The organism is Streptomyces sp. NPDC057682, from assembly GCF_042799575.1.
GTDB lineage: Bacteria > Actinomycetota > Actinomycetes > Streptomycetales > Streptomycetaceae > Streptomyces.
The window spans coordinates 25610-48999 of record NZ_JBHVIN010000013.1 but is presented as its reverse complement, the minus strand read 5'-3'; the positions used below and the strand labels follow the sequence as shown (position 1 = coordinate 48999).

Below are 23390 nucleotides of genomic sequence, written 5' to 3'. Positions count from 1 at the left end.
TCGCGAATATACGGCCGGGCCGCTCCGTCCGCCGCTCAGCCGAAGAAGACCCCGGCCTCCGCGTAGAGCGCCGGGTCGACGGTCTTGAGCCGGGCGGTGGCCTCCGCGATCGGCACCCGCACGATGTGGGTGCCGCGCAGGGCGACCATGGTGCCGAAGTCGCCGTCGTGCACGGCGTCGGCGGCGTGGAGTCCGAAGCGGGTGGCCAGCCAGCGGTCGAACGCGCTGGGGGTGCCGCCGCGCTGGACGTGGCCGAGCACGGTGGTCCTGGCCTCCTTGCCGGTGCGGTTCTCGATCTCCTTGGCCAGCCACTCGCCGACGCCGGAGAGGCGGACATGGCCGAAGGAGTCCTGCGAGCCGTCCTTGAGGACGACCTCCCCCTCGGCGGGGGCGGCGCCCTCGGCGACCACGACGATGGGCGCGTACGTGGCGCGGAAGCGGGAGGTGACCCAGGCGCAGACCTGGTCGAGGTCGAAGCGCTGTTCCGGGATGAGGATGACGTTGGCCCCGCCGGCCAGCCCCGAGTGCAGGGCGATCCAGCCGGCGTGCCGGCCCATCACCTCGACGACGAGGACCCGCCTATGGGACTCGGCGGTGGTGTGCAGCCGGTCGATGGCCTCGGTGGCGATGCCGACGGCCGTGTCGAAGCCGAAGGTGTAGTCGGTGGCGGACAGGTCGTTGTCGATGGTCTTGGGCACGCCGACGCAGGGGATGCCGTACGTGTCCGAGAGGGTGGCGGCCACCCCGAGGGTGTCCTCGCCGCCGATCGTGACGAGCGCGCCGACCCCGTGCGCGGCCAGGGTGGCGCGGACCCGGGCCACTCCGTCCTCCGCCTTGAGGGGGTTGGTGCGCGAGGAGCCGATGATGGTGCCGCCGCGCGGCAGGATGCCGCGCACCGCCGGGATGGGGAGCGGGACCGTCTCGTCGTCCAGCACCCCGCGCCAGCCGTCCCGGAATCCGATGAACTCGTAGCCGTACTCCTGCACGCCCTTGCGGACGAGGGCGCGCATCACCGCGTTGAGCCCGGGGCAGTCGCCGCCCCCGGTCAGTACTCCGACCCTCATGGAGCGTCCCTTCGTCGAAGTGAGCCCGTTCCTCACCACGCTAAGGTGACGCAGCTCACTCCGGGACGGTCGGGACGGTCAATTCCCTTCCCCGGCACGGAAACTGACTGACGATCATGGCACCCCTAGGCGTCGTCCAGGCCGCGTTCGATCGCGTACCGCACCAGCTCCACCCGGTTGTGCAGCTGGAGCTTGCCCAGGGTGTTCTGGACGTGGTTCTGCACGGTGCGGTGCGAGATGACGAGCCGTTCGGCGATCTGCTTGTACGAGAGCCCCTTGGCGACCAGCCGCAGGACCTCGGTCTCCCGGTCGGTGAGCTGCGGGGCCTTGGGCTCGTCCGGGGCGGCGGGCGCGGGTTCGGAGGCCAGTCTGCGGTACTCGCCGAGGACGAGACCGGCGAGGCCGGGGGTGAAGACCGGATCGCCCGCGGCGGTGGAGCGGACCGCCTCGGTCAGCTCCTGGGTGCTGGCCGACTTCAGCAGATAGCCGGTGGCCCCGGACTTCACCGCCTCCAGCACGTCGGCGTGCTCCCCGCTGGCGGAGAGCACCAGGACCCGCAGCCCCGGCTGCGAGCCGACCAGCTCCTTGCAGACCTGGACGCCCGGCATCCCGGGCAGATTGAGGTCCAGGACCAGGACGTCGGGCGTGACGGCCCCGGCCCTGCGCACCGCCTGCGGGCCGTCGCCGGCCGTCGCGACCACGTCGAAGCCCGACTCCGTCAGATCGCGGGCGACGGCGTCCCGCCACATCGGATGGTCGTCGACCACCATCACCCTGATCGGCCGCCGCGCCTCGGCGCCCTCGTCGTTCACCGCGTTCATCGGGTCTTCTCCGCCTTCCCCCGTGCCGTTCTCGGAACCTTCAGTTCGACCTCGGTGCCCTGGCCGGGCACCGAGATCAGTTCTGCCGTGCCGCCCAGATCCCGCAGCCGGCCCCGGATCGACAGGGCGACGCCCATCCGGCCCTCGCCCTCGGCCTGGGCGAGCCGCCCCTCCGGGATGCCGGGCCCGTCGTCCCGGACCGTGACGATCACCTCGTCCGGCCAGTCCTCGACCAGGATCCACGCGCGGGCGTCCTCCCCCGCGTGCACCCGCACATTGTCCAGGGCCGCGCCCACCGCCGCCGCCAGCTCCGCGGCGGCCGCCGCGGGCAGCGGCACCGGGGCGCCCGGCTCGGAGAACGTCACCCGGGATCCGGCGTGCGGGGCGAGCAGCGACCGCAGATCGGTCTCCCCGGCCGCGCCGGGGCCGTCCTCCTCGTCGTCCGTCTCGACGGTCCGGACGACGGCACCCTCGGCCGCGTCCTCGGAGAGCCGGGTGGGCGGGACCAGGCCACTGGAGACCAGGGAACGCAGGGCGATCTCCTGCTCCCCGGCCATCCGGCCCAGCTCGGCCGCCTCGCCGCCGAGGGCCGCGCCGCGCCGCTGCACCATGGCCAGGACCTGGAGCACGCCGTCGTGGATGTCCCGGGCCAGGCGCTCCCGTTCGCGGGTGGCGGCCTCGATCTCCAGGGCTCGGGCGAGGGTGCGCTCACTGGCGCGGGCCACCTCGACGACGTACCCGATGGCGATGGAGGCGACCCAGACCAGCAGGACGTTGTGGAGGGTGTCGCGGCTGGGCTCGGCCCGCTCGATGAGGTTGGCGACGGCGACGAGGCTGGAGGCGAAGGCCGCCCACCGCCAGCCGCCCTTGATCGCGAAGGCCAGGACGGAGCCCGCGGTCCAGATGGACGGCAGCGTGGTGCCGTCCACGTGCTGGGCCTCGAAGTCGGCGAGCGGGGTGATCAGGATGCCCACGAGCGCCACCGTCAGGTCGGCGCCCAGGAAGCGTTTGGTGCAGGCCGCGGCGCTCGCCACCCGCGGCAGGGTGGCCAGCGTCCACACCACCATCGCGGCGAGGAAGGCGACGGCGACCCAGGGGCGGTCGTACTTCTCGCGTCCGAAGACGGAGAGCAGGACCGCGTAGAGCATCGTCAGGACGCGGTACGCCGTCAGGGCGCGCCACAACGGCTGCTCGACCGACATCCGCACCACGCGTACGCGTTTGACCATGCTGGTGTTCTCCCCCACCCCCGGCGGACCCGCGCGCCCTCAGGCGTCGTCGCGGTCCGTCTCCGTGCCCCCCGGACCCGAGGGGCCCTTCTTCGCGGCCTCGGCCCGTCGCTTCGCCTCGTCCGCGATCCGCCGCTTGGCCGCGGTCGCGTAGATGTCGACGTACTCCTGGCCCGAGAGCTTCATGATCTCGTACATCACCTCGTCGGTGAGCGAGCGCAGGATGAAGCGGTCGCCCTCCATGCCGTGGTAGCGGCTGAAGTCGAGGGGCGTGCCGATCCTGATCCCGGGGCGCATCAGCCGGGGCACGACCTGGCCGGGCGGCTGGATCTTCTCGGTGTCGATCATCGCGACGGGGACGACGGGCGCCCCGGTCGCGAGCGCCACCCGGGCCAGTCCGCCGGGCTTGCCCCGGTAGAGCCGCCCGTCGGGCGAGCGCGTCCCCTCCGGGTAGATGCCGAACAGCCCGCCGCTCTCGATGACCTCGATCCCGGCCCTGATCGCCGCCTCCCCGGCCCCGCGCACCCCGGAGCGGTCCACCGGGAGCTGGCCGACGCCCTTGAAGAAGGCGGCGGTCAGCCGGCCCTTCACGCCGGGCGAGGTGAAGTACTCGGCCTTGGCGATGAAGGTGACCTTGCGGTCCAGCACGGCCGGCAGGAAGAACGAGTCGGAGAACGACAGATGGTTGGAGGCGAGGATCGCGGGGCCCTGCGCGGGAATGTTCTCCAGGCCCTCCACCCACGGCCGGAAGGCGAGCTTCAGGGACCCGCCGATGGAGAACTTCATAGCGCCGTAGATCAACTCGGGTGCCTCCTGTGTGCTGTCCGACAGACCCTAACCCGTGGCGCGTCCGGGGCCCTGGCGCGGCGCCCCGCACCCCGCCCGGTGACGGCCCTGGTCGGTGTCGGCCCGGTCGCGTACGGTGAAGTAATCCTTCCGCACTCCCCCTTCCGCTCCCCTCCGAGCCTCACGAACAGGAGACCCCGGTGCCGGTCCTTCCTGGAGCCGAGCCGTTCCGCCACGAGGGCGGAGAGGTCGGCGTCCTTCTCTGCCACGGCTTCACCGGCTCCCCGCAGTCGCTGCGCCCCTGGGCCGACCATCTGGCCGCGCGCGGGTTCACGGTCTCGCTGCCGCTGCTGCCGGGGCACGGCACGCGCTGGGAGGACATGCAGATCACCGGCTGGCAGGACTGGTACGCGGAGGTGGACCGGGAACTGCGGGCGCTGCTGGAGCGGTGCGAGCAGGTCTTCGTCTTCGGTCTGTCCATGGGCGGCGCGCTCGCCCTGCGCCTCGCCGCGCGGTACGGGGACGCGGTCGCGGGTCTGGTGCTGGTCAACCCGGCCAACAAGGTGCACGGCCTCTCGGCGTACGCGCTGCCGGTCGCCCGCCATCTGGTGCGGACGACGAAGGGGCTGGCGAGCGACATCGCGAAGGAGGGCGTTCAGGAGACGGGCTACGACCGGGTACCGCTGCACGCCGCGCATTCGGTGCGCAATTTCTTCCGGCTGGTCGACACGGAGCTGCCCCAGGTCACCCAGCCCGTCCTGCTGCTCCACAGCCGCCGGGACCATGTGGTGCCGCCCGCCGACACCGTCCGCATCCTGAGCCGGATCTCCTCCACGGACGTCGAGGAGATCCTGCTGGAACAGAGCTACCACGTCGCGACGTTGGACCATGATGCGGAGCGGATCTTCGACGAGAGCGTCTCGTTCATCGGCCGCCTCGCGCCGAGCCTCGGGAAGAAGGGGAGCACGTCCGGTGGCTGAGCACGACGCGGAGCGCACAGGCAGCGAGGAGGAGCGGGAGCCGCTCCACGCCGCGGGAGCGGCCGTGCCCGACGAGGAGGGCGGCGCCCCGGCGGCCCCGCCCGCCGACCCGGCCCCGGCCGACGGACCGGAGCGCGGGATCGACGAGGAGGCCGCCTGGAAGGCGATCGTCGCGGGATACGGCGAGGAGCCGCCGGACCCGCCGGGCGCCCGGCCGTTCCGCTCGGTGGAGGACCTCGCCCTGCCGGAGGACCCCGTCGACCCGGCCCCGGACAAGGGCCTCGGCAAGAGCGCGCCCCGGCCCCCGGAGAAGCCGCTCGGCAGCTCCGTCGTCTTCGCCCCCGGCGTCGGCCCGCGCGACTACGAGCCGGCCGAGCCCGGGGAGAACGACCTCGACGGCGAGGACGAGGGGCACTTCGTGCCGCCGGAGCCGCCGCCGCTGCCGGAGGCCGACGTCACCTCGAAGTTCGCCTGGCTCGCGGTGGTGGGCGGGCCGGTCCTGCTGCTGCTCGCGGTGCTCCTGCGCTGGGAGATGACCTGGTGGCTGACGACCGTGGGCGTCGGCGGCTTCCTGGGCGGATTCGTCACGCTGGTCGCGAGGATGGACCCGGACGACGAGGACGGGGACGACCCGGGCCGCGGCGCGGTGGTCTGAGACCGGGCACGTCGCCGGGCGGTCCGTGCGGCACGCGGGCCGGCCGGCTCAGCCCTCGGCCGGTACCCTCAGCGCCGCCAGCACCGGCAGATGATCGGTCGCGGCGAGCAGATCGGAGCGCCGGATCCCCGGCAGGTCCTCCGGGACCCCGCAGCCCAGCACCTCGATGCCCCGGGTGGCGAAGACCGCGTCCAGCCGCCGCAGCGGGTCGTGCTGCGGGAAGGTGTACTCCCCGCCGAGGGGGTGCGCCTCCCAGCAGTCCTGGAGCCGCCCGGCGAGCAGCCGGAAGGCCCGCCCGCTGGGGACGTCGTTGAGGTCCCCGGCGACGACCACATGGTCCACGCCCATCGACTCCACCGTCTCCAGCAGCAGCCGTGCCTGTGCCAGACGCTCCCGGCGCTGAAGGCTCAGATGACAGCTCAGCACCCCGATCCGGGTTCCGGCGATCCGGACCACGGCGGTGGCGAACCCCCGGCGGTGCAGCCCCGGGGTGAGCGGCAGCAGGATGTCCTCGGTGCGCTCCACCGTCGCCCGCAGCGAGCACAGCAGCAGCGGACCGGCGGCGGTGGCACCGCCGCCCAGGACCACCAGATCCGTGCGGGCGGCCAGCCAGGCGGCCCGCTTGCGCCACCGGAAAAAGCGCGGCGCCTCCTGGATCAGCACCAGGTCCGGGGCGCAGGCGCGGACGACGCGGGCCAGTGCCTCGCAGTCGTCGCGCATCGACCGGATGTTGTAGCCGAGCACCCGGACGACGGCCGAACCGTCCTGTTCGGTACGGGACTCGGGCAGCGACGTCATCGTGGCCATGCGCCTCACGATACGACCGGACGCCCGTCACCCCCCAGAGGGCGCGACGGGCGTCCGGTCGATTCGTCCGTGACGGTGGATCAGCCCTGTCGGGCCAGGTCCGCCGCACCCACCAGTCCGGCCTTGCCGCCGAGTTGGGCCGCGAGCACCTGGGCGTGCGGGCGCCATTCGCCGCCGATCAGCCAGCGCCGGAAGGACTTGCGGATCGGGTCGAGGACCAGTTCGCCCTCGTCCGAGACGCCGCCGCCGACGATGAACGCGGAGGGGTCGAAGAGCGAGGCGAGGTCGGCCAGTCCGGCGCCGGCCCAGCGGGCCAGCTCGCGGAAGGAGTCGACGGCCACGGGGCAGCCCTGCCGGGCGGCCTCGCTGATGTGCTTGCCCTCGATGCCCTCGACCGTGCCGTCACCGAGCGCCAGGAGGATCGTGGCATTCTCGGGGGTGGCGTTGGCGCGCTGCTTCGCGTACCGCACGAGGGCGCGGCCGGAGGCGTACTGCTCCCAGCAGCCCTGGCTGCCACAGCCGCAGAGCAGCCCGTCCGGGACGACCCGGATGTGGCCGAACTCGGCGGCCACGCCGAAGCGTCCGCGGCGCAGCTTGTTGCCGATGATGATGCCGCCGCCGAGGCCGGTGCCGAGCGTGATGCAGATGACGTCGTCGTGGCCCTGGCCCGCGCCGAAGCGGTACTCGCCCCAGGCGGCCGCGTTGGCGTCGTTCTCGACGACGACGGGAAGGCCGACGCGCTGCTCGACCTTGTCCTTCAGCGGCTCGTGCCGCCAGTTGATGTTCGGTGCGAACAGCACCGTGGCCCGCTTGTCGTCGACGTAGCCGGCGGCGCCGATGCCGACCGCCTCGACGGGATGTCCCTCGCTCGCGCCGGACACCGCCGCGGCGATCGCGTCCACGATGCCTTCGGCGGTCGGCGGGGTCGGCACCTTGAAGGTCGAGAGGATGTGGCCCTCCTCGTCGACCACTCCAGCCGCGATCTTCGTGCCGCCGATATCGACGCCGATGGTGAGTCCCATGAATCCCTCAGTTCCGGTCGAGCCCCGCTGAGGCAACCGTACCCGAGGCCGGGGCCTGTCCTGACGCTGCGGTCAGTCCAGGTCGATGTGTTCGCCCCCGCCGGGGCCTTCGTCCCGGGGGCCGGAGGCGTCGTCCGCCTTCGATTCGGTGCCCGCGGGGTCGCCGGCGCCCTGGGTCCAGCGGCGTTCCTGCCCCTCGACCGCCGAGCGGTAGGCGGCGAGCAGTTCGCTGCCGGCTGCGGCGATGTGGTCGAAAACGTCTGGATTGCGCTCGATGACGGGCTCGACGGCGGCCTTCGCCTGGCGGATGGCCTGCTGGACGGCGCCCTGGGCGGCGGCGCCGAGCAGCGGCGCCTGGAAGGAGCCGAGCTTGTCGGCCACGGCGTCGACCAGCTTGCGCAGCTCCTCGGCGGCGGAGCCGGGCGGCGCGCCGTGCTCGGCGCGGCGGCGGGCCTTCTCGGCGGCGAGGTCCTCGGCGCAGGCCTGGGCCCAGGCGTCGTCGTCGACGGGACGATCGGTGGCATCGCTCATGGCGGACTCCTGCGACGTGGCGGGCCTGCGGCCCCGCGCACCGGACGGATACCGGTCGCGTACCACCGACGTTACCCGAACGGTGGTACGGCGTTCAGCCCGTCCTGGGCCACAGCTCCGGGTCGGGGACGAACCGCACGCGCAGCACCCCGTCGGTGAGGGCGGCGCCGGCGACGGTGCAGCGGCGCAGCGCGGGCTCCAGGGGGACGATGCGGTGGAACGCGCCGACGGTCAGCAGCAGTTCGCCGCCCCTGCGGACCAGCTGGAGGTCCGTCTTGACGGCGCCGGGCAGCCGCAGGCACCAGACGAGTATCCCGTCGGCCCCCGCGCTCCCTTCGGCCCCCTCGGTGCCCGCGGCCTCCTCGATCCACCAGGGGTCCTCGGCGCGTCCCTCCTCGCGGCGGTCCGGCGCCGGGGCTTCCAGGGCGGCCAGGTCCTCGGCGCCCCGCGGGTCGCGGCCCAGGTGCGGCAGGCGGACGGCGGCGGCCCCGGCGGGCGGCTCGGCGTCCCAGCGGCCGAGGGTCTTGTCCTGCTGGGCGGCGAGCGCGGCGAACCAGGGGTCGGCGGAGTGCCGGGGCAGCACCCGGTTGGCGAGCAGGGCGTCGACGCGCAGTCCGTGCAGGGCGAGGCCGGTGCGGGCGGTGCGCAGGGCGTCCTCGGCGGCGGGGCCCGGTTCGGCGACGAGCCGCAGGGTGGTGGCGCGGTCCTCGATCAGGGCCTGGACCTCGGCCAGTTCGGCGTCGCGGCGGGCGGCGGCCTCGTACAGCCACTGGGCGGGGGCCGGCACCCCGGCCAGCTGGGCGAGCATCGGGCGCAGGGCGCGGGCGGCCTGGCGCTCCTGCGGGAGCAGCCGGCGCAGATAGCGGCGGAGCCGTTCGGGCAGGGCGAGCAGGGCGAGGGCCTCGCGCAGCGGGGGCAGGTCGACGACGAGGAGGTCGTAGCCGGGCCGCGACCAGTCGCCCCGGGCGGCGCGGCGCAGGGTGTGGAGCAGGGCCAGTTCGGTGCTGCCGGGCAGCTCGGTGAGTTCCTCGCCGTCCAGCGGGTTGCCGCCGAGCAGTCCGAGGAGACCGGACAGCTTCTCCTGGAGGGCGAGGAGTTCGGCGCGGAAGTGCGTGCCGGAGTCGACCGTGACGCAGTCCAGCGTGTCGGTGACGGGGGTGGGAACGGCCTGGGCGGGGAGTCCGGGGACGGGGCCTGCCGTGATCAGCAGGGTGCGGTCGCCCCGTCGGGATCCGGCCAGGGCGGTCGCCGCCGCCGCGGTGGTACGGCCGGCGCCGCCGGGGCCGGTGACCAGGACCGTACGCACGGGGTTCAGCCCTTCGGGACGGACTCGACGCGCTTCTTGAGACCGGCCAGGGCCCGGTCGATGATGACCTTCTCGGCCTTGCGCTTGATCATGCCGAGCATGGGGATCTTGACGTCGACGGTCAGCCGGTAGGTGACCTCGGTGCGGTCGCCGTCGCCGAGCGGCGCGAGCGCGTACGAACCGTCCAGGGAGCGCAGCATCTGGGACTTGACCAGGGTCCAGCCGACCTCGTAGTCGCCGATCCAGGTGTACGCGAGGGTGTGGTCGTCCTTGATCGCCCCGGCGTCCAGGACCAGCCGGACCTTCTCCGCGCGGCCCTTGTCGTCGGTGGCCAGGACCTCCGCCTCCTTGACCTCGCCGGTCCATTCCGGATAGCGGTCGAAGTCGGCGATCACCCGCATGACGTCGGCCGGTGCCGCCTCGATCGTGATCGTCGAGCTGGTGTGTTCAGCCATCGCTGTGGCCCTCCAGTGCGGTGTACCGGTCCGTCGGCAGAGGCCTGCCGCCAGAAGGCTATCGCGTGCGTCCGGCGCTCCGGGCCCGGGGCGCGGTCACCACTCCAGCACCCAGGGCCGCCCGGTCGAGGCGAAGTGGCCGACGTTCACGCACTCGGTGGCGCCGATCCGCATCCGGCGGACCAGCGGCTGGTGGACATGGCCGAAAAGCGCGTAGCGGGGGCGGGTGCGGCGGACGGCGTCGAGGAGGGCCCGGCTGCCGCGTTCGAAGCGGCGGGCCACGGTGTCGTAGGTCAGCTCGGGGACGTCGGGCGGGATGTGGGTGCAGAGCACGTCGACGTCGCCGACCGCCTCGATCTTGGCGGCGTACTCCTCGTCGTCGATCTCGTACGGGGTGCGCATGGGGGTGCGCAGGCCGCCGCCGACGAAGCCGAAGACCAGTCCGCCGATCTCGGCCCTCCGGCCGTCCAGGACGGTGGTGCCGGGGCCGGCGTACTCCGGCCACAGGGCGGGGATGTCGACGTTTCCGTAGGTGGCGTACGTCGGCGAGGGCATCGCGGCGAACATCTCGGCGTACTGCTTGCGCACGGCGGAGACGATCGCGGCGTCGCGGTCCCGGCCCGCCCAGAGCGCCCGGCCGAAGTCCCTGGCCTCCTCGAAGCGGCGCGCGGTGCGCAGGGCGACGATCCGGTCGGCGTTCTCCACGCCGAAGAGGTCGGGGAAGATGCCGCGCGAGTGGTCCGCGTAGTCGAGGAAGAGCACCAGGTCACCGAGGCAGACGAGGGCGTCGGCGCCGTCCCCGGCGCGGGCCAGTGCCTCGGTGTTGCCGTGCACGTCGCTGACCACATGGACGCGGGTGCGCCCCTTCCGGACCGCTGCCCCGCCGTTCGCCGCTGCTCGCATGGCGCTCACCCTAGGACTCCGGCCCGCGTCTGGACAGAGGCGGTCCTACCTGCGGTTACCTCCGCCGGGCGGTCCCGGTGCACTACTGTGCGGGAGAGGACCACCAATCTGTGTGACGCATAAGACATCTGGCCCGAACCCCCTATCCGGAACCGAGTACTGGTGGGTAACGTCCGGGCAGTCCAGTCGTGCTCACCCCACTGAGCACCCGCCATCTTGGACCGCGCCGGTGCATCACACAGAGCCGTGGCACCGGAGCCCGATGAGGAGCAGCAGTCTTGCGCGAGTTCAGCCTTCCGGCCCTGTACGAGGTCCCCTCGGACGGCAACCTGACGGATCTCATCCGCCGCAATGCCGCTCAGCATCCCGATGTCGCGGTGATGAGCCGCAAGGTGGAGGGCGTCTGGACGGACGTCACCGCCACGGCCTTCCTGGCCGAGGTCAGGGCCGCCGCCAAGGGCCTGATCGCCGCGGGCGTGGAGCCCGGCGACCGGGTCGCACTGATGTCGCGCACCCGCTACGAGTGGGTGCAGCTGGACTTCGCGATCTGGAGCGCGGGCGCCGTCACCGTGCCGGTGTACGAAACCAGCTCCGCCGAGCAGGTGCAGTGGATCCTCGGCGACTCGGGCGCGGTCGCGGTGCTGGTGGAGAGCGACGCGCACGCCGGGACCGTGGCCTCCGTGCGCGACCGGCTGCCGGAGCTGCGCCATGTGTGGCAGATCGACCGGGGCGCGATCGACACCCTGACCGCCGAGGGCGCCGGCGTCTCCGAGGAGACCGTGGAGCTGCGCGCCGCGAGCGCCAAGGCCGACGACCCGGCCACCATCGTCTACACCTCGGGCACCACGGGCCGCCCCAAGGGCTGCGTGCTCACCCACCGCAGCTTCTTCGCGGAGTGCGGCAACGTGGTCGAGCGGCTGAAGCCGCTGTTCCGCACCGGCGAGTGCTCGGTCCTGCTCTTCCTGCCCACCGCGCACGTCTTCGGCCGGCTGGTCGAGGTCGCCTCCGTGATGGCGCCGATCAAGCTCGGCTGCGTACCGGACATCAAGAACCTCACCGACGAACTCGCCTCGTTCCGGCCCACGCTGATCCTCGGCGTGCCCCGGGTCTTCGAGAAGGTCTACAACTCGGCGCGGGCCAAGGCGCAGGCCGACGGCAAGGGCAAGATCTTCGACCGGGCCGCGAACACGGCGATCGCCTACAGCCGCGCGCTCTCCACCCCGCAGGGCCCGTCGCTGGGCCTGCGCCTGCGCCACAAGCTCTTCGACCGGCTCGTCTACAGCAAGCTGCGCGCGGTCCTCGGCGGCCGGGGCGAGTACGCGATCTCCGGCGGCGCCCCGCTCGGCGAGCGGCTCGGCCACTTCTACCGGGGCATCGGCTTCACCGTACTGGAGGGCTACGGGCTGACCGAGACCTGCGCGGCCACCGCCTTCAACCCCTGGGACCGGCAGAAGATCGGCACGGTCGGCCAGCCGCTGCCCGGCTCCGTGGTGCGCATCGCGGACGACGGCGAGGTGCTGCTCCACGGCGAGCACCTGTTCTCCGGCTACTGGAACAACGAGGCGGCCACGGCCGAGGCGCTGGCCGACGGCTGGTTCCACACCGGGGACATCGGCACCCTCGACGAGGACGGCTACCTCGCGATCACCGGCCGCAAGAAGGAGATCATCGTGACGGCCGGCGGCAAGAACGTCGCCCCCGCCGTCATCGAGGACCGCATCCGCGGCCACGCCCTGGTGGCGGAGTGCATGGTGGTCGGCGACGGCCGTCCGTTCGTGGGCGCGCTGGTGACCCTGGACGAGGAGTTCCTGGGCCGCTGGGCCGAGGAACACGGCAAGCCCGCCGGCTCCACCGCGCTCTCGCTGCGCGAGGACCCGGAGCTGCTGGCCGAGGTGCAGCGCGCGATCGACGACGGCAACGCGGCGGTGTCCAAGGCCGAGTCGGTCCGCAAGTTCCGCGTCCTGGGCGCCCAGTTCACCGAGGAGGCGGGCCACATCACCCCGTCGCTGAAGCTGAAGCGGAACGTGGTGGCGAAGGACTTCGCGGACGAGGTGGAGTCGATCTACCGCTCGTGACCGCGTGAGCCGTACGCGAGGGGGCCCGCACCGGACCGGTGCGGGCCCCCTCGCGCGTACCGGCTCAGAGCAGTTCCCTCAGCCGTTCGGCCAGCAGGTCCCAGCGCCACTTCTCCTCGACCCAGGCGCGGCCCCGCTCCCCCATCCGCCGGGCCAGCTCCGGATCGTCCAGCAGCGCGAGGATCCGCTCCGCCGCCTCCTCGGCCGAGCCGCCGCGCACCACCCAGCCGGTCTCGCCGTCGAGCACCGCGTCCGGCGCGCCGCCCGAGTCGCCCGCGACCACCGGCAGCCCGGTCGCGGAGGCCTCCAGATAGACGATGCCCAGGCCCTCCACGTCGAGGCCGCCGCGCCGGGTCCGGCACGGCATCGCGAAGACGTCACCGGCCCCGTAGTGCGCGGGCAGCTCCTCCCAGGGCACCGCCCCGGTGAACCGCACCGAATCGGCGACCCCGGTCTCCCGGGCCAGCTTCCGCAGCTCCGCCTCGTAGGGCCCGCCCCCGACGACGAGCAGCACGGCGTCGGGGTGCCGGGCCAGGATCGCGGGCATGGCGAGGATCAGGGTGTCCTGGCCCTTGCGCGGCACCAGCCGGGAGACGCAGACGACGACCGGCCGGTCGGTGAGCCCGAGCCGGGCCCGCACCCGGTCCCCGCCCGAGTCCGGGTGGAAGGTCTTCTCGTCGACGCCGGGCGGCAGCTGGACCATCCGGGCGGCGGCCGCCGGGGTGAGCGCGGAGGCGATCCGCGCACGGGTGTACTCGCCCAGATGGGTGATCGTGTCCGTGGACTCCCCGATCCGCCGCAGCAGCTGCCGGGCGGCAGGCAGCTGGGCCCAGCCGGCCTCGTGGCCGTGTGTGGTGGCGACCAGCCGGCGGGCGCCCGCGCGGCGCAGGGCCGGGGCCATCAGGCCGAGCGGGGCGGCGGCGCCGAACCAGACGGAGGTGCAGCCGTGCTCGCGCAGCAGCGCCGTGGCCCGCCGGGTCGCGCCGGGGGTCGGCAGCAGCATCGTCGTACGGTCGCGGACCACCGGGAAGGGCTGCTCCGCGTCGAAGGCGGCGGTGGCCGCCGCGCCCTCGGCGCCGTGCTTCCAGGTCGAGGCGTAGACGACGACCCGGTCCGGGTCGAGCCGCAGCGCCATGTTGTGCAGGAACGCCTGGATGCCGCCGGGGCGCGGCGGGAAGTCATTGGTCACGATCAGGGTCTTGTCCATCGCCGCCGACAGTACCGGGCGGCCCCGTCCGATGGGTTTCGCACCGGGCGACCGGGCATCATGGCTCCTCGTACACGCGGACAACGGGTGAGGGCGGGTCATGAGGGGTACGAGCGGCACGCGGTCGGCGGCCTTCGCGGTGTGGGCGCTGACCAGGTCCCTGCTGCTGCTCTGCGTGGTCAAGGTGATCACGCTGCCGGGTCCGGACGTGACGAGCGACGTGTCGGTGATCTACCACGGCTGGGCCGATGTGCTGAGGTCGGGCAGCTATCCGCAGTCGGACGTCACCTGGCAGTACCCGCCGGCTGCGGCCCTGGCGATCCTCTCCCCCGGGCTGCTGCCCTTCCTGGACTACGCCTCGGCCTTCTTCGTGCTGGCGTTCCTCTGCGACGGACTGGTGCTGGCGCTGCTGCTGCGCGCGAGCGACGGGCCGGGGCGGCGCACGGCCGGGGTCTGGGTCTGGGTGGCCGGGGTGCCGCTGCTGGGCACGACGGCGTACGCCCGTTACGACGTGATGGTGACGGCCGTCGCGGTGGCGGCGCTGCTGGCGGGGCTGCGGCATCCCCGGGTGCTGGGCGCGCTGGCCGCGTTCGGGGCGCTGCTGAAGGTGTGGCCGGTGCTGGTGCTGGCCGGTACGGCGCGCGGCCGGGCGACCCGGCTGGCGTGGACGACGGCGGCCGGGGCGGCGGCCGGGCTGCTGGTGCTGTGCGCGGCGGCGGCGCCGGGCGCGCTGGCGTTCCTGGGCTTCCAGCGCGACCGGGGCACCGAGGTGGAGTCGCTGGGGGCGCTGGTCTTCCATGTGGCGCGGCAGTTCGGCTGGGAGGGCCGGGTGGAGCTGCACTACGGCTCGCTGGAGTTCCTGGGCCCGCACGTGCCGCTGGTCAGCACGCTGGCGCTGGGGCTGAGCGCGGTGGCGTTCGGCTGGCTGCTGGTGTGGCGGCTGCGGGCGCGGACGTTCGGAGTGAGCACGCCGGCGGACGCGGCGTTCACGGCGGTGCTGCTGTTCACCACCACGAGCCGGGTGATCAGCCCCCAGTACATGCTGTGGCTGGTGGGGCTCGCCGCGGTCTGCCTGGTGCTGCGGGAGAGCCGGATGGCGTGGCCGGCCGGGCTGGTCCTGGTGGCGACGGGTGTCACCCAGCTGGAGTTCCCGCTGGGCTTCATCCATGTGGTGACCAGTGACGCCACCGGGGTGACGCTGATGTTCCTGCGCAACGGTCTGCTGGTCGCGGCGTGCCTGACGGCGGGGGCAACGCTCTGGCGGGACACGGTGCGGCCGGAGCCGCGGGCCGGGGCGGCGGACACGGCGGGGACGGGGTCCCCGGCGCCCGCGGTCAGCCGAGCCGGCTCCTCAGATACTCCCGCCAGCGCGCGGTGAAGTCCTGCGGGGTGGTCCCCAGCACCTCGTGCAGGGCCTGCTCCACCGCCCCGTCCCTCCCGGAGTGCCCCCCGACGGCCCGGTAGAAGGCGAACAGCTTCGCCTCGCCCCACTCGTCGGCGATCAGCGCGCAGGCCAGCCAGCCCCCCTCGTACGCGCGCGCCAGCCGGTCGGCGTCCCCGGCGAAGCCGAAGTCCTCGTCGGTGGGGAGCGCGGCGGGCACCTCGCCCGCCCGGACGGCGTCGGCCAGCTCGGGCGCGACCTCGGCGGCCGTGCGCTCCTCGTCGCGGTAGGCGGCCCAGTCCGCGAAGCCCTCGGAGAGCCAGGAGGGGGTGGCCGAGGAGGTCCGGGCGCGGGTCGCGACATGGGTGGTCTCGTGGGTGAGGACGACGTGCTGCCCGAAGGAGCCGAGCATCGTGTACGCCTCCGGGTTGACGATCACCCGGTCGGCGGGTGCCTTCCCCGAACCGCCGGTCTCCCCGGTGGTGACGGCCGCTATGCCCCGGTAGTTCGCGGCCGGCGAGCCCAGCAGTTCCGCCATGCCGGTCACCGTGCCGGGCACCAGCACGACCACGCGTCCGGCCCAGCGCTCCGGCCAGGCCGCCGAGACGGCCGGGACGGCCGCGTCCGCGGTGGCCGCGATCCCGTCCAGTTCCGCGCGGGAGCGGCCGACGCCCAGCACCAGGCTGTGGCTGCCGCGCACCACCTCGATGTCGCCCTGCTCCCACAGTTGGCGCCCGCCGCCGGCGGCGGCCCGGTCGGCCGTGAGGTACCAGCGGCCGTCCTCCGCGTCCCGTTCCAGCTCCAGGACCCGGTCCACGGAGACGGGCGCGGCGTCGTAGTCCTTGATCCGGTAGCCGAGCCGGACCTCGGCGGTGACCCGGTCGGCGCCGTGCGGGTCCAGATCGGACACCCGGTAGCTCCAGGAGCCGATCGGCACGTCCGCGAGGTGGGCGATCTCCCGGCGCTGGGCGGTGCGCAGGGCGGTGGCGTCCGGGGCGACGACCGCGAGATAGCCCCCGGGGTCGTGGTGGAGCACGGCGTCGGCCCGCCGGTCCAGGATGGCGCGGACGTCGCGGGCGGTGGTGTCGGGGGCCCGGTCGGCGGGGGCCCCGCAGCCGGCCGCGCCCAGCAGGACGGCGAGCACGGCACCCGCCGCCCGCCGTCGTCCTTCGCGCGCCCGCACCGCGGTACGCCCCTGACCAGCCACATGACCGAGGGTACGGTCAGACCCGGGTGACCGAGGAGACGGGCATCATGCCGACCGGGTCGTAGCGGACGGCGGCGCCGGGGTACGGGGCGTGGATGACGCGTCCGCCGCCGACGTACATGCCGACATGGCTGGCGTCCGCCCGGTAGACGACGAGGTCGCCGGGGCGGGCCTCGGAGAGCGGCACCTGGCGGCCCGCGTACCGCTGGGCCTGGGAGGTGCGGGGCAGGCTCACCCCGGCCTGGGCGTACGCCCACTGCATCAGCCCGGAGCAGTCGAATCCGGAGGGCCCGTTGGCGCCCCAGACGTACGGCCGGCCGAGCGCGCCGGTGGCGGCCGCGACGGCGGCGGCCGCGCGCGAGGAGCCCGCCGGGAGTCCGCCCGGGGCCCAGGAGGCGTCGGTACGGGCGCCGCGCGAGGCGCGGCCGTAGCTGTCGCGGTCGCTCGCCGGGAGCGCCTTGAGGAGCCGGCGGGCCTCGCGGAGCTTGCGTTCGACGGTGCGCTTGTGGCTGCTGACGGCCGCCCGGCCGCGCTCCAGTTCGGCCAGGGCCCCGGCGGCCTCGGCCCGGGTCTGGGCGAGCGCGCGCTGCGCCTTGCGGAGCCGGGACAGGGTGAGGGCCCGGCTGTCGTGCACCCGGCCGAGCGTGGCGGCCCGGTCCAGATAGGTGTCCGGATCGGAGGAGAGCAGCAGGGCGAGGGAGGGGTCGATGCCGCCGGAGCGGTACTGCTCGCGGGCGGCCGAGCCCAGCTCCTCGCGCAGCCGGTTGACGCGTTCCTGGACCCGGGCGGCCCGGTCCTGGGCCCGGCCGATCTGGCCGCGCAGCCGGACGGTGTCCTCCGCGGCCCGGTTGTACTGCTCGGTGGCGCGTTCGGCCTCGGCGAAGAGGCGGTCGACCCGGGCCCCCGCGGTCCGCGGCGTGTCCTGCGGTTCGGCGTGCGCCGCACTCGCGCCGAGCGCCGCGGCGGCGGTCGCCGCCGCGGCCGAGACGACGGTCACCCGGACGCTCCGGCTCGTGCCGGGCTGTGTGGAACGGCGATGGGACACCACAGGACGCCGTACTCCCTTCCGCTGTGCGCAGGCGCGCGCGGCCCCCGCCGCCCGGGGCGGGCGGACCGGAGCGGAGCTGCGCGGCAGCCAGACAGTAGTCGCGTGATCACACGGCGGACAAAGACCACGCCGGGCCCGGCGGCGGTACACACAGTGACGCCCCGCCGGTGACCTGTGGTCTCCGGCGGGGCGGCGGTCAGTTCGGGGCGCGTGAATTTCGCCCGTTCGGGCGTGATCAGATGCGCACGGCGGTCTGGTAGCTGCCGACGGTGTTCATCGATTCGTAGCGCACATAGGTGCCCGGCTTCGGGGCGTGCAGCACGGTGTTGTTGCCGGCGTACAGGCCGACGTGCGAGGTGCCGCTGAAGAAGACCAGGTCGCCGGGCTTGAGCTGGCTGCGGGCGATCTGGGTGCCCTGGGCGATCTGGCTGTACGTGGTGCGGGTGATGTTGGCACCGGCCTGGGCGTAGGCCCACTGGGTCAGGCCCGAGCAGTCGAAGGAGCCGGGGCCGGTGGCGCCGTAGACGTAGGGCAGTCCGACGCGGGTGCTGGCGGCCTTGAGGGCGGCGGCGCCGAGGGCGGAGGCGGGGGCCTCGTTGCCCAGTTCGATGCGCTCACCGGCGGCGCGGCTGGCGCGGAGGTCGTCCTGGCGCATCTTGGCGCGCTCGGCCTCGGTGAGGGTGTTGAGCAGCTTCTGCGCCTCGGCGAGCTTGGTCTGCTGCTTCTTCTTCTTCTCGCCGAGGGTCTTGCGGACGTCGGCGAGGTCGCTCAGCTTGTCCTGGGCCTCCTTGCGCTCCTGCGCGAGGCCCCGCTGCTTCTCCTGGATCTTCGTCAGCGACTGGGCCTGCTTGGCCGTCAGCTGGTCCAGCGCGGAGGCCTGGTCGAGGAAGCTGTCCGGGTCCGAGGAGAGGAAGAGCTGCACGGAGGGGTCGAGCCCCCCGGAGCGGTACTGCGCGGCGGCGAGGGAACCGAGGCCCGAGCGGAGCGTGTTGAGCTCCTGCTGACCGCGCGCCACCTTGTCCTGGATGGCGTCGATCTGCTTCTGGAGCTTGGTCTGCTTCTCCTTGGCCCCGCTGTACTGCTCCGTGGCCTCCTCGGCCTCGTGGTACAGCTTGTCGACCTTCGCCTTGACCTCGCTCTTGGTCGGCTTGGGGTCGGCGTGGGCGGCCTGGGAGGTGAGCGCCACGGCGGCGGCGGCAGTGGCGGTGAGCACGGTCACGCGGGTGCGGCTCGGCTGCTTGGGACGACGGTGGGACGCCACGAAGGCGAGCTCCTTCTTCCTCGTTCGAGCCGCCTACCGGGCATGTGGGGGAGGTGAAATCCCCGGCTCCGTACGGTCACGGATTCGGCGCTCCCTCCGCTGCCACCCCGGATGGGTGATCAACCGCGCGAAGGTTCGAGGCCCGACCTTAGTAACCATCTTGTGATCAGTTCAAATCCTCACGGGAAAAAACTGAGCCCGGACGGCACTTCTTTACTCACATCGCACGGGGTGTAGCGGCGACTTGACGGTCCGTTCCGCGATATCCGGCGAGAACGGACAACCTGCGTCAGACGCGCGAAAGCCGCTTGAGGAGCAAGAGGGACGCTACGGGGCGAGCACCCGCCTTCGCCACTCCGTCGGCCACCTCGCGGTCGGTGGAGACGACCACGACCGGGCGTCCGGGCGGTTCGGCGCGGGCCAGTTGACGGATCAGCTCGTCCGCCGTGACACCGGGCTTGCTGAACAGCACCCGCACCCCGCGCGGCGGCGCCAGCAGCACCGGAGCGGCCAGCTCCGCCCCGTCGAAGACACAGGTCATCTCCGCGCCCGTCTGCGCCGCGAGCATCGAGAGCCCGCCCAGCAGCCGCAGCCGCTGCTTCTCCAACGGCATCTGCGGATAACCCGTTTTGGTGACGTTGTAGCCGTCCACGATCAGATGGGCCTGCGGCAGCGCGAGCAACTGGTCGAGCAGCGCGGGGTCCGTCTCCGACAGCGCGCGGGCGGCGATGTCCTTGGGCGACATCCGGCCCGGCTCCACCGCGTCCACCCCGTCCGCGGGGCGCATCGACGAGGGCGGGAGGGCCAGTTCGCGACGGAGCCCGGAGGCCGCCTCCAGCACCGTGTCCAGCAGCAGCCGCAGCCGCATGTCCTCCACCGAGCGCCCCTCCCGGGCGGCCCTGCGGCCCGCCTCGACGGACGCCTCGGCCTCGCCGAGCCTGGCCCGCAGCCGCCGGGCCTCGCTCTCGGCCGCGGAGAGCTGGGCGGCCGCATCGGCGCGCGCGGCGTCGGCCTCGGCCCCGGCCCGGCGCAGCGCGGCCTCGCCGCGCTTCACCTCGTTGAGGGCGCTGCGCAGCTTGCGCTGGAGGGCCTCGGCCTCCTTGCGGGACGCCTCCAGTTCGGCGCGGAGCCGGTCCGTCTCGCTCTTCGTCTGGGCGCGGGCCCGCTCCAGCTCCTCGCGCAGCCGGTCCAGTTCGAGCCGGCTCTCCTCGTCGGCGCGCTCGGCGTCGGCCCGCTGGGCCTCCTCGCCGGCGGCGGCGACCAGCTTGACCCAGCCGGACGGGCGCAGCACATAGGCCACGGCCGCCACGTCGACCGGATCGGCGGCGGCGGGCGGGGCGCCGGCCGTCAGCGCGGCGGTCAGCTCCGGCTGGGAGTCGCCCAGCCGCTCACCGATGCGCCGGCGGAACGACGGATCGCTCTCCAGGGCGGCCGCCATCGCGTTCCCGGCGAACTTGGCCCGTCGGGTCGGCGTGAAACGGGCGTACTGCCTCAACTGGGCCGGGAGTTCGGTGACCGTGAGACCGCCGAACGCGTCCGCGACCAGGGCGACGACCCGCCGCCGCACCCGTTCGGGCAGCGGACGGTCGAGCGCCTCCGCGGCGTCGCCTGCCGCCTCTGCCGACGCGGCGCTGCCGGCGGGCTGCTCCACGATCCGTCACCTCGTTCCGTCTGGGCTCGGCCCCGTCAGGAGTCGGCGCCCGGCCTGTCGACCAGCTCGATCTGGTCCACCGCGTTGCACCAGCGGCACCGCACCGACTCGATGGTCTCACTGACCACCTCGCGTTCCTCGACGCTGGACTCCCCGGCCAGGTCGAGATGGACGTACTCGACGACCTTGGACGTGCGCGTCACATCGAACCGGGTCAGATTTCCGCAGAGCGTGCAGCGCCAGCGAGTGGTGTCGGTCGGCTGGGGAACCGTCGTCATCGGTGTGTCCTCTTATCTAGAGCCGTGAGCTGCCGGACCAAGGATCTCGCGGTGCGCCGTCGAACTGCGGATGTCCTGCCGTTACCCTACGGCCTTGTCGCTTCCCACCGGCACGGCGAGGCGGTCTGTCCGGTTCCCTCCGCTTGCGTCATGCTCTGTTCATGATCGATCGGCGGGCTGCGGCCGGCAGAATCCTGCGGGCGGCCACCTCGGGCGGGCCCCCGGTGACGTACACCCTCATCGCGCTGTGCTGTGTGATCTTCCTGATCAGCCCGCTGTCCGGGTTCAACCCGGTCTACGGCACCGGGGACGCCCTGCTCGCGGCCCAGGCCGGCTACTTCGAACGCTGGGGCGTGATCCCGAGCGAGCTGTGGGACGGCTCCGCGCACGCCGTGCTCACCCCGCTCACCGCGCTCTTCGTCCACGGCAGCTGGCTGCACCTGCTGGGCAACATGCTCTTCCTGTACGTGTTCGGCGCGATGGCCGAGGAGCGGATGGGCCACACCGAGTTCGCGCTCTTCTACCTCGGCTGCGGCTATCTCGCCCTGCTGGCCTACGCCGCCGCGCACGCCACCTCCGACCAGACGCTCGTCGGCGCGTCGGGGGCGATCTCGGCGGTGCTCGGGGCCTTCCTCTATCTCTTCCCCCGGGCCCGGGTCACCAGCCTGTTCCCGTTCCTGCTCTTCCTGCCGCTGCGCTTCCCCGCCTGGATCGTGCTGATCTTCTGGTTCGCGCTCCAGTGGCTGGCGGCCGAGGGTGCGGGCAGCGGACCGGGCGTGGCCTATCTCGCCCATGTGGTGGGCTTCGCCACCGGCTTCCTCTACGCCTGGGGACGCTACCGGCGCGATCCCGGCCCGGCGCGTTCCCGGCACAAGGCTCTAGAGTGAAGTCTCCAGCCACGGCCACCGAGGGAGAAAGCCAGCCGTGATCACCGCGATCGTGCTCATCAAAACCAGCGTGGACCGGATTCCCGAGATCGCCGAGGCCATCGCCGCGCTGGACAGCGTCAGCGAGGTCTTCTCGGTCACCGGTACCTACGATCTGATCGCCATGGTCCGGGTCCCCCAGCACGACGACCTCGCCGACATCATCCCCGGCCGGATCAGCAAGATCCCCGGCGTCGAGGCCACGGACACCCATGTGGCGTTCCGTACGTACTCCCAGCACGATCTGGAGGCGGCGTTCGCCATCGGCCTGGACGGCTGAGCCGGACGGACCACCGCACCACGGCGGCCGGGTACGGGACGATCCCGTACCCGGCCGCCGTGCTGTCGGGCTCAGAGCTGGGCGGCGCCGCGGTCCGGGACGCAACGGCCGTCCTCGGTGCGGTACTTCCACCGGGCACCCTGGCCGACGAGCTCCTTGACCGCGCCGAGGAAGCGCTCGATGTGCTCGTCGGGCGTACCGGCGCCGAAGCTCACCCGGATGGCGTTGAGGGACCTCTCGCCGGGGGCGGCCTCCGGCGCGCCGCACTCCCCGACCTCGCGCGGGTCGCTGCCGAGCAGGGTGCGCACCAGCGGGTGGGCGCAGAAGAGGCCGTCGCGCACCCCGATGCCGTACTCGGCGGAGAGCGCGGCGGCGAAGTGGGAGCTGTTCCAGCCCTCCACGACGAAGGAGATGACACCGACCCGGGGGGCGTCGTCGCCGAAGAGCGAGAGGACCTTGACCTCGGGGACCTCGGCGAGTCCGGCGCGGACGGCGGCGACCAGGTGCTGCTCCCGGGCGACCAGCTCGTCGAAGCCGGCCTCGGTGAGCGCCTTGCAGGCGGAGGCGATGGAGTACACGCCGATGACATTGGGCGAACCGGCCTCGTGGCGGGCGGCCGTGGTGTGCCACTCGACGTCCACTCCCCCGTCGGCGCGCCGGGCGACCGTGCGGGAGGCGCCGCCGCCGGCCAGGTAGGGCTCGGCGTCGCGCAGCCAGTCGGCGCGCCCGGCCAGGACGCCGGAGCCGAAGGGCGCGTAGAGCTTGTGTCCGGAGAAGGCGACCCAGTCGACGTCCAGTTCGGCGATGTCGACCGGGTGGTGCGGGGCCAGCTGGGCGGCGTCGAGCACGATCCGGGCGCCGTGGGCGTGCGCGGCGGCGGCGAGTTCCCTGACGGGCCACAGCTCGCCGGTGACGTTGGAGGCTCCGGTGACGCAGACCAGCGCCGGACCGTACGGGTCGCGGTCGGCGAGCGCCCGCTCCAGCGTGGCGACGGCCTGGGCCGGGGTGCGCGGGGCGTTGAGGTAGGTCACCCGGGCGTCGCGCCAGGGCAGCAGCGAGGCGTGGTGCTCGGTCTCGAAGACGAAGACCTGGCAGTCGGCGGGCAGGACCGCGGCCAGCAGATTGAGCGAGTCGGTGGTGGACCGGGTGAAGATCACCTGGTCCTCGGCGCGGCAGCCGAGGAACTCCGCGACGGTGGCGCGGCTGGACTCGAAGAGGTCCGTGGAGAGCTGCGAGAGGTAGCCGGCACCGCGGTGGACGCTGCCGTAGTACGGGGCGTAGGCGGCCACGTCGTCCCAGACCCGCTGGAGGGCCGGCGCGCTGGCGGCGTAGTCCAGCGCGGCGTAGGTGACCTCGCCACCGGTGACCAGCGGGACGGTGACGTCCTTGCCCAGAACGGGCAGCGGGGCACAAACCGAACGGTCGGAGGCAGCGGTGACGACAGACATGGCGAACTCCCGTAAGAGGCAGGCGAGATCCACGTGCCGGCGGGTACGCGGCAGCACGGGGAGAAGAGA

General features: G+C 73.4%; 22 protein-coding genes and 1 pseudogene. 6 read left to right on the top strand and 17 right to left on the bottom strand.

What is annotated here, in order from left to right:
* Nucleotides 1-35: 35 nt before the first annotated feature.
* From ACFVDM_RS23595 to ACFVDM_RS23580, 4 genes are all read right to left on the bottom strand, one after another.
* A complete protein-coding gene (locus tag ACFVDM_RS23595; protein ID WP_383643390.1) occupies nt 36-1064 on the bottom strand; it encodes a 6-phosphofructokinase in 1029 nt (342 codons plus the stop codon).
* A 125-nt stretch (nt 1065-1189) separates the two neighbouring features.
* Nucleotides 1190-1885: a response regulator gene (locus tag ACFVDM_RS23590; protein WP_383643387.1), complete on the bottom strand. Its 696-nt coding sequence runs from the start codon at nt 1883-1885 to the stop codon at nt 1190-1192.
* Complete coding sequence (gene macS, locus ACFVDM_RS23585) at nt 1882-3114, bottom strand: MacS family sensor histidine kinase (RefSeq protein WP_383643383.1); 1233 nt, start codon at nt 3112-3114, stop codon at nt 1882-1884. The genes ACFVDM_RS23590 and macS overlap by 4 nt, the downstream gene beginning before the upstream one ends.
* A gap of 39 nt (nt 3115-3153) precedes the next feature.
* Nucleotides 3154-3915, bottom strand: a complete 762-nt coding sequence (locus ACFVDM_RS23580) for a lysophospholipid acyltransferase family protein (RefSeq protein WP_383643380.1) — start codon at nt 3913-3915, stop codon at nt 3154-3156.
* Nucleotides 3916-4100: 185 nt separating this feature from the next.
* Between ACFVDM_RS23580 and ACFVDM_RS23575 the strand changes: the two genes are divergently transcribed.
* Entirely contained in the window at nt 4101-4880 is a 780-nt protein-coding gene (locus ACFVDM_RS23575; RefSeq protein WP_383643378.1) for an alpha/beta hydrolase, read from the top strand.
* Nucleotides 4873-5535, top strand: coding sequence for a hypothetical protein (locus tag ACFVDM_RS23570; RefSeq protein ID WP_383643375.1), 663 nt, complete (start codon nt 4873-4875; stop codon nt 5533-5535). Before ACFVDM_RS23575 ends, ACFVDM_RS23570 begins: the two co-directional genes overlap by 8 nt.
* 48 nt (nt 5536-5583) lie before the next feature.
* On the opposite strand, the gene ACFVDM_RS23565 is transcribed toward ACFVDM_RS23570, so the two are convergent.
* The 6 genes from ACFVDM_RS23565 to ACFVDM_RS23540 form a co-directional block, all read right to left on the bottom strand.
* A complete protein-coding gene (locus ACFVDM_RS23565) occupies nt 5584-6342 on the bottom strand; it encodes an endonuclease/exonuclease/phosphatase family protein (protein ID WP_383643372.1) in 759 nt (252 codons plus the stop codon).
* 80 nt (nt 6343-6422) lie between these two features.
* Nucleotides 6423-7364, bottom strand: a complete 942-nt coding sequence (locus ACFVDM_RS23560; protein ID WP_073735568.1) for an ROK family glucokinase — start codon at nt 7362-7364, stop codon at nt 6423-6425.
* A gap of 72 nt (nt 7365-7436) precedes the next feature.
* Nucleotides 7437-7895 carry a DUF5304 domain-containing protein gene (locus ACFVDM_RS23555; RefSeq protein WP_383643369.1) on the bottom strand — a complete coding sequence of 153 codons (459 nt, stop codon included), beginning with the start codon at nt 7893-7895 and terminating at the stop codon, nt 7437-7439.
* A gap of 94 nt (nt 7896-7989) precedes the next feature.
* Nucleotides 7990-9201 carry an ArsA family ATPase gene (locus ACFVDM_RS23550; RefSeq protein ID WP_383643367.1) on the bottom strand — a complete coding sequence of 404 codons (1212 nt, stop codon included), beginning with the start codon at nt 9199-9201 and terminating at the stop codon, nt 7990-7992.
* Between the two features lie 5 nt (nt 9202-9206).
* Nucleotides 9207-9656 (bottom strand): SRPBCC family protein, encoded by a 450-nt coding sequence (locus tag ACFVDM_RS23545; protein WP_383643364.1) that lies wholly within the window; start codon nt 9654-9656, stop codon nt 9207-9209.
* Nucleotides 9657-9752: 96 nt separating this feature from the next.
* Complete coding sequence (locus tag ACFVDM_RS23540; RefSeq protein WP_383643361.1) at nt 9753-10559, bottom strand: metallophosphoesterase; 807 nt, start codon at nt 10557-10559, stop codon at nt 9753-9755.
* A 278-nt stretch (nt 10560-10837) separates the two neighbouring features.
* On the opposite strand from ACFVDM_RS23540, the gene ACFVDM_RS23535 reads away from it, so the two are divergent.
* Entirely contained in the window at nt 10838-12634 is a 1797-nt protein-coding gene (locus tag ACFVDM_RS23535) for an AMP-dependent synthetase/ligase (protein WP_383643358.1), read from the top strand.
* Nucleotides 12635-12698: 64 nt separating this feature from the next.
* Here the strand turns inward: ACFVDM_RS23535 and ACFVDM_RS23530 are convergent, their stop codons facing one another.
* Nucleotides 12699-13841: a glycosyltransferase family 4 protein gene (locus tag ACFVDM_RS23530; RefSeq protein WP_383643355.1), complete on the bottom strand. Its 1143-nt coding sequence runs from the start codon at nt 13839-13841 to the stop codon at nt 12699-12701.
* A 100-nt stretch (nt 13842-13941) separates the two neighbouring features.
* Here ACFVDM_RS23530 and ACFVDM_RS23525 point away from each other — a divergent pair, with 100 nt between their 5' ends.
* Nucleotides 13942-15219 (top strand): glycosyltransferase 87 family protein, encoded by a 1278-nt coding sequence (locus ACFVDM_RS23525; RefSeq protein ID WP_383643352.1) that lies wholly within the window; start codon nt 13942-13944, stop codon nt 15217-15219.
* On the opposite strand, the gene ACFVDM_RS23520 is transcribed toward ACFVDM_RS23525, so the two are convergent.
* From ACFVDM_RS23520 to ACFVDM_RS23500, 5 genes are all read right to left on the bottom strand, one after another.
* Complete coding sequence (locus tag ACFVDM_RS23520) at nt 15176-16429, bottom strand: hypothetical protein (protein ID WP_383643349.1); 1254 nt, start codon at nt 16427-16429, stop codon at nt 15176-15178. The genes ACFVDM_RS23525 and ACFVDM_RS23520 overlap by 44 nt on opposite strands.
* A gap of 16 nt (nt 16430-16445) precedes the next feature.
* Complete coding sequence (locus ACFVDM_RS23515; RefSeq protein ID WP_383643346.1) at nt 16446-17477, bottom strand: NlpC/P60 family protein; 1032 nt, start codon at nt 17475-17477, stop codon at nt 16446-16448.
* 235 nt (nt 17478-17712) lie between these two features.
* On the bottom strand, nt 17713-18738 hold the full coding sequence (locus ACFVDM_RS23510; protein WP_383643343.1) for an NlpC/P60 family protein: 1026 nt from the start codon (nt 18736-18738) through the stop codon (nt 17713-17715).
* 289 nt (nt 18739-19027) lie between these two features.
* Nucleotides 19028-20392 (bottom strand): NYN domain-containing protein, encoded by a 1365-nt coding sequence (locus ACFVDM_RS23505; RefSeq protein WP_383643956.1) that lies wholly within the window; start codon nt 20390-20392, stop codon nt 19028-19030.
* A 32-nt stretch (nt 20393-20424) separates the two neighbouring features.
* Nucleotides 20425-20667 (bottom strand): hypothetical protein, encoded by a 243-nt coding sequence (locus tag ACFVDM_RS23500; protein WP_383643341.1) that lies wholly within the window; start codon nt 20665-20667, stop codon nt 20425-20427.
* 161 nt (nt 20668-20828) lie between these two features.
* Between ACFVDM_RS23500 and ACFVDM_RS23495 the strand changes: the two are divergent.
* Nucleotides 20829-21595 (top strand): annotated as a pseudogene (locus ACFVDM_RS23495) (rhomboid family intramembrane serine protease).
* On the top strand, nt 21592-21873 hold the full coding sequence (locus ACFVDM_RS23490; protein WP_383643338.1) for an Lrp/AsnC family transcriptional regulator: 282 nt from the start codon (nt 21592-21594) through the stop codon (nt 21871-21873). Before ACFVDM_RS23495 ends, ACFVDM_RS23490 begins: the two are co-directional and overlap by 4 nt.
* A 71-nt stretch (nt 21874-21944) precedes the next feature.
* Here the strand turns inward: ACFVDM_RS23490 and ACFVDM_RS23485 are convergent, their stop codons facing one another.
* A complete protein-coding gene (locus ACFVDM_RS23485) occupies nt 21945-23321 on the bottom strand; it encodes an aminotransferase class V-fold PLP-dependent enzyme (RefSeq protein WP_383643335.1) in 1377 nt (458 codons plus the stop codon).
* Nucleotides 23322-23390: the final 69 nt, after the last annotated feature.